Here is a 13,827-nt window from a genome sequence, read left to right on the forward strand (position 1 = left end):
GTCGGCCCTTCCACCACGAGGCCCCGTCATCGGAGCAGCGACGGATGAATGGTGATTTCGAACCGCCCACGACCGGCGAACGCCCACCTAGAACCGCGAGCCGGGGTGCGACCCGGGTGATATTGGCTGCCGCTGCGGTCCTCGTCTTCGTCGCAGGGCTCGCCGCGGACCAGCTCAGCAAGTCATGGGCGCTTACAGCATTGGTGGACGGCGCGACGATCCCGCTTCTGCCGACCGTCAGCTTGCGACTCGCCTTCAACCCCGGAGTCGCCTTCGGCCTCGGTGCCGACCAGGGCCCGGTAGCCGCGGTATTCATCCTCGTGATCCTCATCGTGCTTGGCTTCTGGATCTGCTGGAACCTGGTGCGCGGCACAGCACGACCCCACATCCTTCTGCTCGTCGCGGTCGCCGCGGGAGGGTCGGGGAACATGTACGACCGTCTCAGCCGCGCTGATGGCGCGCCCTTCACCGGCGCGGTCGTCGACTTCATTGCAGTCGACTGGTTCGCCGTGTTCAACGTCGGCGACATCCTCACGGTGGTCGGCATCCTGGCGTGGGTTGTCACGGGCCCGCTGCTGCACTCGAGAGAGACGACGGCGGCATAGCGATCGCGTCAGTCGTCGAGCGATGCCAAGGGTGCGGAAGGAACTGACCCCGCCACCGGCGCGTGAGTCTGTGAATCTGCCCGCCCGGATTACTTCCATCGTTGCCGATTTGTTACCCTGGGTGGATCGAGGCGGCAAGTATGCGCCGCCAGCCCGAGTAGTCCGGTTGCGTTTCGTGGTCGGTCGCCCCCCGAGGAGTTCTGCCCGTATGACCGCGGATCCACCGTTCTCGGCTTCCCGTGAGGTCGTCTCGCCACCGTTGACGAGGCGTGAGCTGCGGGAACGGGAGCTGCGGGGGCGTGAGCGTTCCGCCGAGGTCGCTGCGCCTACGGCGTCGCGTCGGGAATCGGCGTCGCCGACAGCTCGTGCGAAGCCGCGTCGCCGGGACAAGAGCACCCCCAGACGGGACGCCGTTCGGGTCGCCGCGGTCAACAAGACGCTCGGCAAACGTCTGCTCTCCTTCGGCGCGATGCTCTTCGCCGGCACTCTCGCTTTCGGCATGACCGTGCCGGCCAACGCGTTCAACACCCGTCCTGACGAGACCGCCCTCGCCGAGTCGCTCGAGCTGGAGGCACAGACCGTCGAGGTTGACCCCACCCTCGTGTCGTTCGCACAGCGCGACGCCTGGACCGTGACGTCGTGGGCTGAAATGCTCCGCCTGCGCTACGGCAACCGCAGCTTCGACTACACCATCGGCACCGGCCCGATCCGCTGGCCGTTCCCGTACGCCGTACCCATCTCGAGCGGATTCGGTGCACGAGCCGCTCCCTGCCGCGGATGCTCGACCGATCATTCCGGGCTCGACTTCGGCACCGGCTACGGAGCGGCGATCTTCTCCGTCGCTGACGGTGTCGTCGTCGAGCGCAGCACCGGCGGCGGCACCTGGGGCAACTTCATCGTCATCGAAAGCACCACCCCCGACGGTCAGGTATTCCAGGCCGGATACGCGCACATGGCCAGCGACTCCTCCGCCCTGGTGCTCGGCGACCAAGTCAAAGTCGGCGACTTCATCGGACTCACCGGCGCCACCGGACAGGTCAGCGGCGCGCACCTGCACTTCACGATCAAGATCGACGGCTCATTCGTCGACCCTTTCACCTTCCTCAAACGCTACGCAGGCTAGCCTCACGCTGGGCCCGACACGAACGTGGGGGTCGTCCTGGCAGACTGGAAAGCGTGTCGAAGCGCAAGAAGAGAACACTGGGCAACCCTGCCCGTTCCCGACCGCACGTGGGAGCGCAGGCCGTCATCCGCGGGTTCGCCCACTGGATGGGCGACTCCCCGGAGACGTTCACCGATCCTGCGGCCGCGCGCGCCGGGCTTGAAGCCCTGCTCGCGGTGACCGCGAGGTCGGGGCTCGACCTCCACGATCCGGATGAGACCGAGAACATCCTCGATCTGCTCATCGAAGGCGGCCATGAAGGCGGCCTGTTCGACGTTTTACACGACTACCTGCATTTCCGCCTGGACACGTCACCCGAGGGCGGATGGGTCGATGCACACGAGTTGCTCGAAGCGGCGCTCTCCTCCTCCGACGACGTGCTTCCCGACGTCGTTGCCGCCGCCCTGGAAGACGCGGGCCGGCTTGATCCCGACCAGCGCCGTCACGCGCTCGCCGAGGTTCCGATCGTCGCGCGCGTTCGGGACATGCTGGAATGGATCGGGTCAGGCCGAGCTATCACCGCATCGGGAGCGCTGCGTCGGGCCGATATCGCGCCGGTCGCCGCACTTCTGGGTATCGCGGCGCGTGGCGTCGCGAAGTCACCGCATTGGGGCGAGTTCCGCGACGGCGCGGTGGTGGTGGAGGGCGAAGCGCACGTGCAGTCGATGTGGGAGCTTCCGACCCTGGCGGCATGGTGGGAAGCGTTGAGGGTGGCCGATCTCATCGAGATCACCCGCACGCGCGTGCGGCGGGGGTCGGCGGCATCCGACTGGCTCGACGAAGCGATGCCGCAGCTCGACGACGCCACCGCGGTCGTGGCGGTCTTCGTCGCGCAGGAGCTCACCGGCGCGCTTCAGAGCGATCCGGATGACTGGAACACCACGATCTTGCGTCTCACCCTGGCCCACGCCGTCGCAGCGCTCGACCCCGACGAAGCGGTAGACCTCGCCGGGGGGCACACCGCGCTCGATGAGCTACTGCGGCCGCGTGCTGAGCGCACCCTCGAGCATCTGGCCGGGGCAGGCCTCGTGATCGTCGATGATGCCGGGCGATACCGTGTTCCCGACCTGTTGCGCGGTGCCTTCGCGCGAGGTGTGGTTCTTGCGATGACGTTCATTGCGGGACTGGTCGACGACGACCAGGAGGCCTTCGATCCTGGGGACGACGATGACTCCTCCCCGTTCGACGACCCCGAGGTGAGAGCGACGATGGCCAGGCTCGGCATCGTTCACACCCCGGGCATGGCCGCCGAAGTGATGAGCGAATTGGCCCCACTGCTGGCCGAGGAGGGAATCGACCTTGACAACCTCGTCGTCGAGGACCTGGATGTCGTCAACGCGGCGCTCGCGCGAGCGACGGAACGCCGCAACCTCGATCGGTTCACACCGGTCGGGCAGCATCGCGCGATGGCTCTGACCGTGCATCGATTGGTGACCGAGGCGCTCGCCGAGAACGGCGTCGAGCTGGCACGTGCCGTCATGGACGGCGTGCAGCCCGACCCGGTCGGGAACCTGCCGTCGGTGGCCCAGGTGATCGGCGTGGGACTGGGGACCCTCGACGAATGGCATCGCGACCCCGCCGTCGCTCGGGTGGTCGTGCGGGCGCAGGTGCCCGAGTGGGATGCGGCGGAAGTCCGCGCGGCGCGCGACATCCTCAAGGCGGCACGCAACGGCGCCGCGTTCGATCAGCTGGGCGCCTTGATCGGTCGCCATCGCGGCAAGTCGGTGTTGGAAGGCACCCTGCTGGCGGTTGCGGGGGCGGCCATCGCGCGTGCCGAGCACGAGGGCGTCACCGTGCGCGACCTCGTCGGTCGAGTGCTCACCGACGACTGACTCTTCGTCAGAGTCGGCTGTAGAGCTGCGCCGGATGCTCGATCGCATCGACGATCGTGCGCAGGAAGCCGGCCGCATAGCCGCCGTCGCAGACGCGGTGATCGAACACGAGCGACAGCTGCACGATCCGGCGCGGCACGATCTCGCCGCTGACCACCCACGGGCGCTCGAGCATGCGCCCGACCCCGAGGATGGCGACCTCGGGGTGGTTGATGATCGCGGCGGAGCCGTCGACCCCGAGGGAGCCGTAGTTGTTGAGGGTGAAGGTCGACCCGGCGAGCTGCTCCGGGGTCGCGGAGCCGGAGCGCGCCGACTCGGCGACCCGGCGTAGCTCGGCGTCGAGGTCCGCGATGCTCATCTCGTGGGCGTTGCGCACGACCGGCACCATGAGACCGCGCGGGGTGTCGGTGGCGACGCCGAGGTTCACGCCGGCGAACTCGATCAGCTCGGCGCCGTCGTCGCTCAGCCGGCCGCCGAGCGCGGGGTAGGCGGCGAGGGCGATGAGCACGTACTTCGCGAGGATCGCGGTGAACGACGGGCTCTTACCGTCGACGGCCATCGCGGCGCGCAGGGTCCAGAGGTCGGTGGCGTCGACATCCACCCACACCGTCGCCTCGGGGATCTCGGCGCGGCTGCGGCTGAGCTTCGCGCTCACCGCTTTGCGCAGCATGCCGAGCGGCTCCCGCTTGGCGACCGCGAGGCCGGCGATGAGTTCGCCCGACGCGGCGGGCTGCCGCACCGAGAGGGCGCGCAGCACGTCGCCACGGGTCACGGCGCCGTCGGCTCCGGTGGCCGGGATGCTGCGCAGGTCGAGCCCTTCGGCCTGCGCGAGGCGACGCACGATGGGCGACCGCACGGCGACCGGCCCGGTGCGGGTGGGAGGGGAGGCGACAGCGGATGCCGCGACAGCTGCGCGCACCGACTTGCGTCGCCGGGTCCCACCGGAGTGTCCACTCGTGCCGTAGCCGATGAGCACGTTGCCCGAGCCGCCCCTCTCATCCGTCACTTCCAGCAGCGGGGCGCCGACGGCGAGGGTGTCGCCCTCTGCGCCGTGCAACGCCGCAACGGTGCCGGCATACGGGGAGGGCAGCTCGACGACGCTCTTTGCGGTCTCGACCTCGGCGATCGGCTGGTCGACCCGCACGGTGTCGCCGGGCGCGACGAGCCAGCGGATGAGCGCGGCCTCGGTGAGCCCTTCGCCGAGGTCGGGTAGCCGGAAGACCTGGTTCCCCATCAGTCGTCACGCTCCATCAGTCAACCCAGTGGAGCGAGTCGACGGCGTCGAGTACGCGGTCGACGTCGGGGAGGTAGAACTTCTCGAGCTTCGGCGGCGCGAATGGAACGTCGAATCCGGTGACCCGGCGCACGGGGGCTTCGAGGTACTCGAAGCAGCGCTCTCCGACGCGGGCGGCGATCTCGGCGGCGACGCTCGCGAAGCCCGAGGCCTCGGCGATGACGACGGCACGTCCCGTCGACTTCACGGCGGCCATCACGGTCGCGTCGTCGAACGGGGTGAGGGTGCGCACATCCACGACCTGCAGGCTGCGACCCTCCTCCTCGGCGGCCGTCGCGGCGTCGAGGGCGACCTGCACCGACGTGCCGTACGCGATGAGGGTCCCATCCGTGCCTTCGCGCACGACGCGGGCCTGACCGATCTCGGCCGTCAGGCTGGTGTCGACCTCGCCCTTCGACCAGTACAGCTTCTTCGGCTCGAGCACGACGACCGGGTCGGGGAACTCGATTGCGGCCCGCAGCAGCGAGTAGGCGTCTTGCGGCGTCGCGGGGGCGACCACCGTGAGGCCGGGAGTGTGCACGTAGTACGCCTCCGACGAGTCGCAGTGGTGCTCGACCCCGCCGATGCCGCCGCCGTAGGGGATGCGGATGACGATCGGCAGCCGCACGGCGCCTTGCGTGCGGTTGCCCATCTTGGCGACGTGACTCACCACCTGCTCGAAGGCGGGGTAGGCGAACGCGTCGAACTGCATCTCGACGACCGGAATCATGCCGTTCATCGCCATGCCGACGGCCATGCCGACGATGCCCGACTCCGCGAGCGGGGTGTCGAAGCAGCGAGTCTCGCCGAACCGGGCGGTGAGCCCGTCGGTGATGCGGAACACTCCACCCAACGCGCCGACGTCTTCGCCGAACATCAGCACGCGCTCGTCGGCCGCCATCGCGTCGGCGAGCGCGCGGTTGAACGCCGCCGCCATCGACAGGGTCTGGGTGGTGCCGGTGGGGGTGGGTGCGGCCTCGAGCAGCGTCATTCGGATGCCTCCCTCGCGAGTTCGGCGGAGAGCGACTGCCACTGCTCCTCGAGCTGCGACGTTCGGGTCGCGTAGACGTGGCGGAACAGGTCTTCGGGGTCGGGGGTCTTCTCGGTGTTGAGGGCGTCGCGCAGGGCGGTGGCGACGACCTCGGCTTCGCCGGCGAACTGCTCCTCGGCAGACGCGGTGAGCGCCTTGCGGCCGACGAGGTGGGCGCGCAGCCGAAGCAGCGGGTCGCGGTCGAGCCAGTCGGTGACCTCGGCGCTGTCGCGATAGCGGGTGTCGTCGTCGGCGTTGGTGTGCGCCTGCATCCGATAGGTGTGGGCCTCGACCAGGCTCGGACCGCCACCAGTCCGAGCCCGGCCGACCGCCTCACCGAGAACCGCGAGGAGTGCGGCGAGGTCGTTGCCGTCCACCTGTTCGCCCGGCATCCCGTAGCCGATCGCCTTGTGGGCGAGCGACGGGGCGGCGGACTGGCGGGAGAGCGGAACCGAGATCGCCCAGGCGTTGTTCTGCACGAAGAACACGACGGGCAGGTGGAACACGGCGGCGAAGTTGAGGGCCTCGTGGAAGTCGCCTTCACTCGAGGCGCCGTCGCCGCACATCGCGATCACGACGGTGTCTTCGCCGCGGAGCTTGGCGGCGTGCGCGAACCCGACGGCGTGCAGCAACTGGGTCGCGAGCGGCGTCGCCTGCGGGGCGACCTTGTACTGGGTCGGGTCGTAGCCGGAGTGCCAGTCGCCCTTGAGCAGCACCATGGCATCCGCCGCCGGCACCCCGCGGGTGATGAGGGCGACCGAGTCGCGGTAGGTGGGGAACATCCAGTCGCCGTCACCGAGCACCATCGCCGCGGCGACCTGACAAGCCTCCTGCCCGTGCGACGACGGGTAGACGGCGAGGCGACCCTGGCGCACGAGGGCGTTGCACTGGTCGTTGATGCGGCGACCGATCACGAGCCCGCGATAACCCTCGCGCAGGCGGTCGACCGTTGGGGGCCGGTATCTCGCGTCAGTCACCTTGGCGCCGGCGGCATCGATCAGCTGCACCGGCTCTTCGCGCGGCAACAGCTCGACATCGTCGCGGGTCATCGGCGGCCCTTCATTGGGTGGCGTTCCGTCTTACCAGGATCGGCCAGTTGCGACACTTGGTGCAACGAATTCCCGTCGGTCGAGACAGGATGCCGTGCAGAGCCGTGATCGGTTACGATTCGTCTACACGGCAGCGGTGTCTGAGGAGGCGGCATGGATCTCGACGAGACCGATCGACGCATCCTCGCGGAACTGCAACGCGACGGCCGCACCTCCATGAGCGCGCTCGCCGAAGCAGTGCACATCTCGCGGGCGAACGCCTACGCGCGCGTCAACCGGCTGGTCGACGCCGGCGTCATCTCCGGCTTCGGCGCTCGGGTCGACCCGGTGAAGGCCGGGTGGCACTCGTCGGCCTACGTGACGCTGTCGATCGAACAGTCGTCGTGGCAGCTCGTGCGAACGCGCCTGCTCGAGATTCCCGAGGTCGAGCACATCGCGCTCGTCGGCGGCGACTACGACGTCATCCTGCTCGTGCGCGCCCACGACAACAGCGAGCTGCGGCGCGTCGTGCTGGAGCGGCTGCAGGCGATCCCCGAGGTGCGCACGACGAAGACGGCCCTCATCTTCGAGGACTTCGACCCCGTGCGAGCCGATGCGTGATGTGTGATGCTTGATGCATGCGCACCACCGCCAATATCGATGACGACGTCCTGGCGGCCGCGCGCCAGTACGCCGATGTACGCGGCCTCACACTCGGCGAGGCGTTGTCACAACTCGCGCGGAGCGCCCTCAGCGAGCGAGCGCCCGGTGGCACGCGAAACGGTATCGTTTTGCTGCCGACGCGCCCGGGTGCACGTTCCGCAACTCTCGAAGATGTGAACGCACTGCGCGACGAGTTGCCGTGACTCGACATCTGCTCGACGTCAACGTCGTGATCGCGCTGATCGATCCTCTTCACGTGCATCACGAGCGCGCACATCGATGGTTCGCCGCGCGCGGTGCAGACTCCTGGCACACCAGCCCGACGGTGCAGAACGGTGTTCTGCGCATCGTCGGCCACGCGAAGTACCCGACTTCGCAGCCCACTCCGGTGGTCATGGCCAGCGTAGAGAGTCTCGTCGCCCATCCGGGCCACGTGTTCCTACCCGACGCGGTCAGCCTGCTCGACAGCGCGGTGAATGCCGAGCGGTTGTTGTCGAGCGGACAAATCACTGACACTTACCTGCTGCACCTCGCGTCGTCGAACGGCGCACAGCTCGCGACTTTCGACGCCCGCCTGGTCACTTCGGCCGTGGCCGACGGTGACGCTGCCTTGTTCCTGATTCCGTGAACGACCCCGAAGGCTACTCGCGCCCGGTGAACACCGGCGGACGCTTCTGCTGGAAGGCCGCGAAGCCCTCCCGGTAATCGTCGGTATCGCACAGATCGGCCTGGGCGCGGTTCTCGTCGCTCATGCTCTGCCAGAGCCCGAGCCGCTCGTCGCGCAGCGCCGCGACCAGCTTCTTGCTCGCGAGGAACGCGAGGGTCGCCCCGGATGCCGCGGTACGCGCGGCGGTCATCGTCGCCTCCCCGACGTCGGCTGCGGGGAAGACCCGGCTGAACAGCCCGGACTGCACGGCCTCCTCGCCCGACATGAGCCGGGCGGTGTAGATGAGGTCGAGCGTGCGGTGCGCGCCGAGCCGTTCGACGAAGAGCGCGTGACCCCCGGAGTCGAGGGTCGCGCCGAGGTTCGCGAACGGCGATCCGATCTTGGCGGTGTCGGCGACGTAGACGACGTCGGTGGCGATGAGCAGCCCGAGGCCGACGCCGAGGCACGCGCCGTGCGCGGCAGCGAAGGTCGGCGCGGGGAACGCGCTCATCTTCTTGAGCAGCGGCTCGACGCGACCGCCGAGGAAGCCGAGCACGTCGTCGTCGCGCGGGTCGACCCCGGCGATGTCGCGGCCGGCACAGAACGCCCGGCCCTCGCCGCGGAGCACGAGGGCCCGCACGCCCGCCGCGGCGGCCTCGTCATAGGCGGCGTCGAGTTCGTCAAGGGCTGACTCGTCGAGGGCGTTGAGCTTGTCGGGCCGGTCGAGGGTGACGACGGCCACCCCGTCGTCGATCGTCAGGTTCGGCATCGTCGCTCCTCTGCGGCAGCTCGGTCGGTCAGAAGTCGTAGTCGACGGCGACGGCGTCGCTCGTCGGGTGGGACTGGCAGGTCAGCACGTAGCCGGCATCCAGCTCGTCGGGTTCGAGCGCGAAGTTCTCGGTCATGCGCACGGTGCCGTCGACAAGCTTCGCGCGGCACGTTCCGCACACGCCGCCGGCGCAGGCGAACGGCACGTCGGTGCGCACCCGCAGGGCGGCATTGAGGATGCTCTCCGCCTGTCGCTCCGGCAGCACGACGGTCGAGGTGCGGCCGTCGAGGGTGAACTTCACCGTCGACGCGTGGATGCCGGCCTCGCGGTCGACCGGACGACCCACCGCTCCGGCGGAGCCGTACTCGGGGCGATCGGTGGTGAACAACTCGAAGTGCACGGCAGATCGGTCGACCCCCGCGTCGCCGAGCTTGCTGCGGCACAGCTCGACGAGATCGAAGGGTCCGCAGAGGAACCATTCGTCGACATCCGCCGGGGGCACCAGGTATTCGAGGATGCCGTCGATCTTGGCCTCGTCGATGCGGCCCGAGAGCAGCTCCGAGGTGCGCTCCTCGCGCGACAGCACGTGGTGCAGGGCGAGGCGCTCGCGGTAGCGGTCTTTGAGGTCGGCGAGCTCTTCGAGGAACATCACGTCGAGCGACGTGCGGTTCGTGTACACGAGGCTGAAGCGCGCGTGCTCGGTCGCGCCGAGGATCGTGCGGATGAGCGCCATCAGCGGCGTGATGCCCGAGCCCGCGGCGATCGCGGCGAAGTGCTTATGCTCCGCAGCGGTGAGGTCGGTGGTGAAGGTGCCCTGCGGGCTCATCACGTCGATCTGCATCCCGGGCTCGAGGTGCTCGTTCGCCCACGACGAGAAGACGCCGCCGACATCTCGCTTGATCGCGACGCGCAGCTCACCGCGCACGGGCGGTTGGCAGATCGAGTAACTGCGACGTAGCTCGGCGCCATCGGGGCTGGCGAGACCCGACCGCAGGGCGACGTACTGGCCGGGCGCGTAGTCATAGTCGTCGGCGAGGTCCTCGGGCACCGCGAAGGTGACCTCGATGCTGTCGGCGGTGAGTCGACGCACCTCGCGCACGGCGAGGGAGTGGAAGCGGGCGCGCCGCCGCGTGCCGATGTTCAGGGCTGCCATGGTCAGAGCACCTTGAAGTAGTCGAACGGCTCGAGGCAGGCCCGGCACTCGTAGAGGGCCTTGCAGGAGGTCGAGCCGAAGCGCGAGACCTCGACGGTGTCGGCCGAGCCGCAGCGCGGGCATCTGGTCGCAAGGGTCAGCCGCACCGGCCCGCGGGTGACGCTCGAGTGGCCGCTCGGCGGGGCGATTCCGTACTGGGCGAGCTTCCGCTTGCCGTCGTCGCTCATCCAGTCGGTGGTCCAGGCCGGCGAGAGCACGAGGCGCACGTTGACATCCTCGATGCCTTCCCGGCGGAAGACGCCCCGCAGGTCGTCGCGGATGGCATCCATCGCGGGGCAGCCCGAGTAGGTCGGGGTGATCGTGACCGTCACGCCGGCGTCGGTCGCCGAGACGTCGCGCAGGATGCCGAGGTCTTCGATCGTGAGCACGGGGATCTCGGGGTCGACGACGGTCGCGGCGAGTTCCCAGAGCCGCCGCTCGTCGGTGAGTACGGCGCTCACCATGTCGCCCCCGGATGCTCGCGCGCGAGCACCTGCATCTCGGCGAGCAGCAGCGAGAGGTTCTCGGTGTGCATGCCGCGGCGTCCGCCGCCCCGGGCGGTGTCGGCCGCCGGGAAGACGATGCCGGTCTCGTCGGCGAGGGCGTCGATGACCGCGTCGAACCCCGGTAGAAGCGTCGAGGGCCGCACGGCGATGCCCTCGAGCCGGTCGAGCAGCGCCTCGTCGCGGAACAGGTCGCCGACGTACGGCCAGACGTGGTCGAGGGCGACCTCGAGGCGGCGCCGCGACTCGTCGGTGCCGAGCGCGAGTCGGCGGAACCACTCGACGCAGTGCTCGCGGTGGTACTCCACTTCTTTGACCGCTTTCGCGGCGATCGCGGCGAGGGTGGCATCCGTCGAGGTCTGCAGGCGTGAGTACAGGTCGTACATGTAGACGGCCGCCGCGAGTTGTCGCACAATCGTGTGCGCGTAGTCGCCGTTGGGCTGCTCGGCGAGCTGGCTCGAGCGAAAGTCGCGCTCGCCGCGCCAGTAGGCGAGGTCGTCTTCGGATTGACCGCTCGCGCTGCCCGCGTACGACAGCAGTGAGCGCGCATGCCCGAGCAGATCGAGGGCGATGTTGCCCAGGGCGATGTCTTCTTCGAGTTCGGGGGCGCGCGAGATCCACCAACCGAGCTGCTGGGCGAGCACGAGGGCGTCATCGCCGAGCCAGAGCGCGTACTCCGCGATGTCGGAGGTCGCGACGCCTTCACGACGAACGATCTCGTCGTCGAGGGTCAGCTCGTCGAGTTGGATGTCGCCGTGGTCGCCGTGTTGTCTAGAGGCTGTAGTCACAGGTGCTTCACGCCCTCGGACTTCGTGTAGTAGATCGCGTGCCGGTAGTTCTTGCCCGCGGGCGATTCGAAGTAGGCGCCCTTGGCATCCGGGTCGGAGGTCGTGATGAACTCGGCCGGCACGACCCAGATCGACACGCCCTCATTGCGGCGGGTGTACAGGTCGCGGGCGTTCTTGACCGCCATCGTGGCGTCGGGGGCGTGCAGCGAGCCGGCGTGCACGTGCGAGAGGCCGCGGTTGGCGCGCACGAAGACCTCCCACATGGGCCATTCCTCGCGGTCGTCGGCCGCTCCGGGAGTCGTCATGACGCGACCTTCTCGAGCGTGGCCTGCTTGCGGGCGTAAGCGGCGGCGGCCTCGCGCACCCAGGCTCCCTCTTCGAACGCCTGGCGCCGGTGGGCGAGGCGCTGGCCGTTGCACGGGCCGCGGCCGGCGAGCACCTCGTGGAACTCGTGCCAGTCGAGCTGCCCGTAGTCGTAGTGGCCGGTCTCGTCGTTGAAGCGCAGGTCGGGGTCGGGCAGCGTGACGCCGAGCGCCTCCGCTTGCGGCACGAGCATGTCGACAAAGCGCTGCCGCAAGTCGTCGTTGCTGAAGCGCTTGATGTTCCACGCCATCGACTGTTGCGAGTTGGGCGAGTCGCCATCCGGCGGCCCGAACATCATGAGGCTTGGCGCGTACCAGCGGTCGACGGCATCCTGCGCCATCGCCTTCTGCGCGTCGGTGCCGTTCATCAGCTCGAGCAGGATCTCGAAGCCCTGCCGTTGGTGGAACGACTCCTCCTTGCAGATGCGCACCATCGCGCGACCATAGGGGCCGTACGACGCGCGGCACAGCGGCACCTGGTTGCAGATCGCGGCACCGTCGACGAGCCAGCCGATCGCGCCCATGTCGGCCCAGGTGAGCGTCGGGTAGTTGAAGATCGACGAGTACTTGGCCTTGCCGTCGACGAGCGCCTGGAACATCTCGTCGCGCGGGGTGCCGAGCGTCTGCGCCGCGGAGTAGAGGTAGAGCCCGTGGCCGGCCTCGTCTTGCACCTTCGCCATGAGGATCGCCTTGCGCTTGAGGCTCGGGGCGCGGCTGATCCAGTTGGCTTCGGGCTGCATGCCGATGATCTCGGAGTGCGCGTGCTGCGAGATCTGCCGCACGAGCGTCTTGCGGTAGGCATCCGGCATCCAGTCGCGGGGCTCGATGCGCGAGTCGGCGGCGATCAGTTCGTCGAAGCGCTGCTCTTCGAGCGTCGGCATCGGTGCCTCCCTAGATGCGGCGGTTGCTGGAATACTTACCGGGCGTTCGGTTAGTATATCGACATGATGGATGGCGCGGTACCCCTCCGGCCCATGCTGCGAACCGACCGCGCATCCGAAGCGCTCGGAATGCGGGTGCTCGTCGATGACCCCGGGCACGCCGTCGTCGAGATGCCCATCCGGGCCGACATGCTCAACGGATTCGCGATCACCCACGGCGGGCTCGTCTTCGCGCTCGCCGACACCGCCTTCGCGATCGCCTGCAACGAAGACGACCGGGTGGCCGTCGCAGCCGGAGCCGACGTGACCTTCCTGAAGTCGACCACCGAGGGTGACCTGCTCACCGCGACGGCCGACCGCCGCATCCGCTCGGGCCGCACCGGTCTGTACGACGTCACCGTGCGCGACCAGACCGGGGATGTGGTCGCCGAGTTCCGTGGACGCAGCATTGCGACCGACCGCCCGGCGCCGTCGGGGATGCGACACTGATCGGATGACGACGGTCGGCGAGAGCAGGCGAGGTCGCCCCGGATACGACCAGGGCGGCATCCTCGAGATCGCGGTCGCCGCGTTCAACCAGTACGGCTACGAGGCCACCTCGATGGGTCTGCTCGCGGAACGCCTCGGCCTGTCGAAGGCCGCGATCTACCACCACGTCTCGTCGAAGGAAGAGCTGCTCTCCCTCGCCCTCGACCGCGCGCTCGGCGCCCTCGAAGGCGTGCTCGACGAGGAGGGCGCCCGCACCGGATCCGCCGTCGACCGCCTCAGCCACGTGATCGACCGCGCCGTGCACGTGCTCGTCGCCGAGCTGCCCTCGGTGACCCTGCTGCTGCGTCTGCGCGGCAACACCGAGGTGGAACGTCAAGCGCTCACCCGGCGCCGCGAGTTCGACCGTGCTGTCACCGCCCTCGTCGTTGCTGCCCGCGACGAGGGGTCGCTGCGCTCCGACATCGACCCGCGCATCGCCGAACGCCTCGTCTTCGGAATGATCAACTCGATCGCCGAGTGGTACCGCCCCGACGGCTCCGAAGATGTCGACCGCCTCGCCGCCGACGTCATCGCGGTCGCCCTCGACGGCCTCCGCAGCTAGGGC

General features: G+C 69.0%; 17 protein-coding genes. 8 read left to right on the plus strand and 9 right to left on the minus strand.

Annotated elements, in window-relative coordinates; all coding sequences use genetic code 11:
* Window positions 1–122 precede the first annotated feature (122 nt).
* From WBL06_RS05025 to WBL06_RS05035, 3 genes are all read left to right on the plus strand, one after another.
* Window positions 123–605: a signal peptidase II gene (locus WBL06_RS05025; protein WP_424454875.1), complete on the plus strand. Its 483-nt coding sequence runs from the start codon at window positions 123–125 to the stop codon at window positions 603–605.
* 259 nt (window positions 606–864) lie between these two features.
* A complete protein-coding gene (locus tag WBL06_RS05030) occupies window positions 865–1,728 on the plus strand; it encodes a M23 family metallopeptidase (RefSeq protein WP_424454876.1) in 864 nt (287 codons plus the stop codon).
* A 53-nt stretch (window positions 1,729–1,781) separates the two neighbouring features.
* Window positions 1,782–3,599, plus strand: a complete 1,818-nt coding sequence (locus WBL06_RS05035) for a hypothetical protein (protein WP_424454877.1) — start codon at window positions 1,782–1,784, stop codon at window positions 3,597–3,599.
* A 7-nt stretch (window positions 3,600–3,606) separates the two neighbouring features.
* Here WBL06_RS05035 and WBL06_RS05040 read toward each other — a convergent pair whose 3' ends face one another.
* The 3 genes from WBL06_RS05040 to pdhA are packed head-to-tail and all read right to left on the minus strand — an operon-like array spanning window position 3,607 to window position 6,951.
* Entirely contained in the window at window positions 3,607–4,833 is a 1,227-nt protein-coding gene (locus WBL06_RS05040) for a dihydrolipoamide acetyltransferase family protein (RefSeq protein ID WP_424454878.1), read from the minus strand.
* Between the two features lie 16 nt (window positions 4,834–4,849).
* Window positions 4,850–5,863: an alpha-ketoacid dehydrogenase subunit beta gene (locus WBL06_RS05045; RefSeq protein WP_424454879.1), complete on the minus strand. Its 1,014-nt coding sequence runs from the start codon at window positions 5,861–5,863 to the stop codon at window positions 4,850–4,852.
* Window positions 5,860–6,951 carry a pyruvate dehydrogenase (acetyl-transferring) E1 component subunit alpha gene (gene pdhA / locus WBL06_RS05050; protein WP_424454880.1) on the minus strand — a complete coding sequence of 364 codons (1,092 nt, stop codon included), beginning with the start codon at window positions 6,949–6,951 and terminating at the stop codon, window positions 5,860–5,862. The genes WBL06_RS05045 and pdhA overlap by 4 nt, the downstream gene beginning before the upstream one ends.
* A gap of 153 nt (window positions 6,952–7,104) precedes the next feature.
* On the opposite strand from pdhA, the gene WBL06_RS05055 reads away from it, so the two are divergent.
* From WBL06_RS05055 to WBL06_RS05065, 3 genes are read left to right on the plus strand one after another with little or no spacing between them, the layout of a single operon-like run.
* Window positions 7,105–7,551 (plus strand): Lrp/AsnC family transcriptional regulator, encoded by a 447-nt coding sequence (locus WBL06_RS05055; protein WP_424454881.1) that lies wholly within the window; start codon window positions 7,105–7,107, stop codon window positions 7,549–7,551.
* A gap of 17 nt (window positions 7,552–7,568) precedes the next feature.
* Window positions 7,569–7,796: a hypothetical protein gene (locus WBL06_RS05060; RefSeq protein ID WP_424454882.1), complete on the plus strand. Its 228-nt coding sequence runs from the start codon at window positions 7,569–7,571 to the stop codon at window positions 7,794–7,796.
* On the plus strand, window positions 7,793–8,221 hold the full coding sequence (locus WBL06_RS05065; protein WP_424454883.1) for a TA system VapC family ribonuclease toxin: 429 nt from the start codon (window positions 7,793–7,795) through the stop codon (window positions 8,219–8,221). Before WBL06_RS05060 ends, WBL06_RS05065 begins: the two co-directional genes overlap by 4 nt.
* Window positions 8,222–8,234: 13 nt before the next feature.
* On the opposite strand, the gene WBL06_RS05070 is transcribed toward WBL06_RS05065, so the two are convergent.
* Genes WBL06_RS05070 through paaA form a run of 6 tightly spaced genes read right to left on the minus strand, consistent with a single transcriptional unit; the run spans window position 8,235 to window position 12,734 of the window.
* Window positions 8,235–9,008 (minus strand): enoyl-CoA hydratase/isomerase family protein, encoded by a 774-nt coding sequence (locus WBL06_RS05070; RefSeq protein ID WP_424454884.1) that lies wholly within the window; start codon window positions 9,006–9,008, stop codon window positions 8,235–8,237.
* A 28-nt stretch (window positions 9,009–9,036) separates the two neighbouring features.
* Complete coding sequence (gene paaE, locus WBL06_RS05075) at window positions 9,037–10,161, minus strand: 1,2-phenylacetyl-CoA epoxidase subunit PaaE (RefSeq protein WP_424454885.1); 1,125 nt, start codon at window positions 10,159–10,161, stop codon at window positions 9,037–9,039.
* 2 nt (window positions 10,162–10,163) lie between these two features.
* Complete coding sequence (paaD, locus tag WBL06_RS05080; RefSeq protein WP_424454886.1) at window positions 10,164–10,664, minus strand: 1,2-phenylacetyl-CoA epoxidase subunit PaaD; 501 nt, start codon at window positions 10,662–10,664, stop codon at window positions 10,164–10,166.
* A complete protein-coding gene (gene paaC, locus WBL06_RS05085; protein ID WP_424454887.1) occupies window positions 10,658–11,491 on the minus strand; it encodes a 1,2-phenylacetyl-CoA epoxidase subunit PaaC in 834 nt (277 codons plus the stop codon). The genes paaD and paaC overlap by 7 nt, the downstream gene beginning before the upstream one ends.
* The gene (paaB, locus tag WBL06_RS05090; RefSeq protein ID WP_424454888.1) at window positions 11,488–11,796 is read right to left on the minus strand and encodes a 1,2-phenylacetyl-CoA epoxidase subunit PaaB; all 309 of its coding nucleotides are present in this window, start codon (window positions 11,794–11,796) and stop codon (window positions 11,488–11,490) included. Before paaB ends, paaC begins: the two co-directional genes overlap by 4 nt.
* Window positions 11,793–12,734, minus strand: coding sequence for a 1,2-phenylacetyl-CoA epoxidase subunit PaaA (gene paaA / locus WBL06_RS05095; protein WP_424454889.1), 942 nt, complete (start codon window positions 12,732–12,734; stop codon window positions 11,793–11,795). The genes paaB and paaA overlap by 4 nt, the downstream gene beginning before the upstream one ends.
* A 93-nt stretch (window positions 12,735–12,827) precedes the next feature.
* Here paaA and paaI point away from each other — a divergent pair, with 93 nt between their 5' ends.
* Together paaI and WBL06_RS05105 are read left to right on the plus strand one after the other, a co-directional pair.
* Entirely contained in the window at window positions 12,828–13,223 is a 396-nt protein-coding gene (gene paaI, locus WBL06_RS05100) for a hydroxyphenylacetyl-CoA thioesterase PaaI (RefSeq protein WP_424454890.1), read from the plus strand.
* Window positions 13,224–13,227: 4 nt separating this feature from the next.
* Window positions 13,228–13,824 (plus strand): TetR/AcrR family transcriptional regulator, encoded by a 597-nt coding sequence (locus tag WBL06_RS05105; RefSeq protein ID WP_424454891.1) that lies wholly within the window; start codon window positions 13,228–13,230, stop codon window positions 13,822–13,824.
* Window positions 13,825–13,827 lie beyond the last annotated feature (3 nt).

This window comes from Pseudolysinimonas sp., assembly GCF_049651805.1.
Lineage (GTDB): Bacteria > Actinomycetota > Actinomycetes > Actinomycetales > Microbacteriaceae > Pseudolysinimonas_A.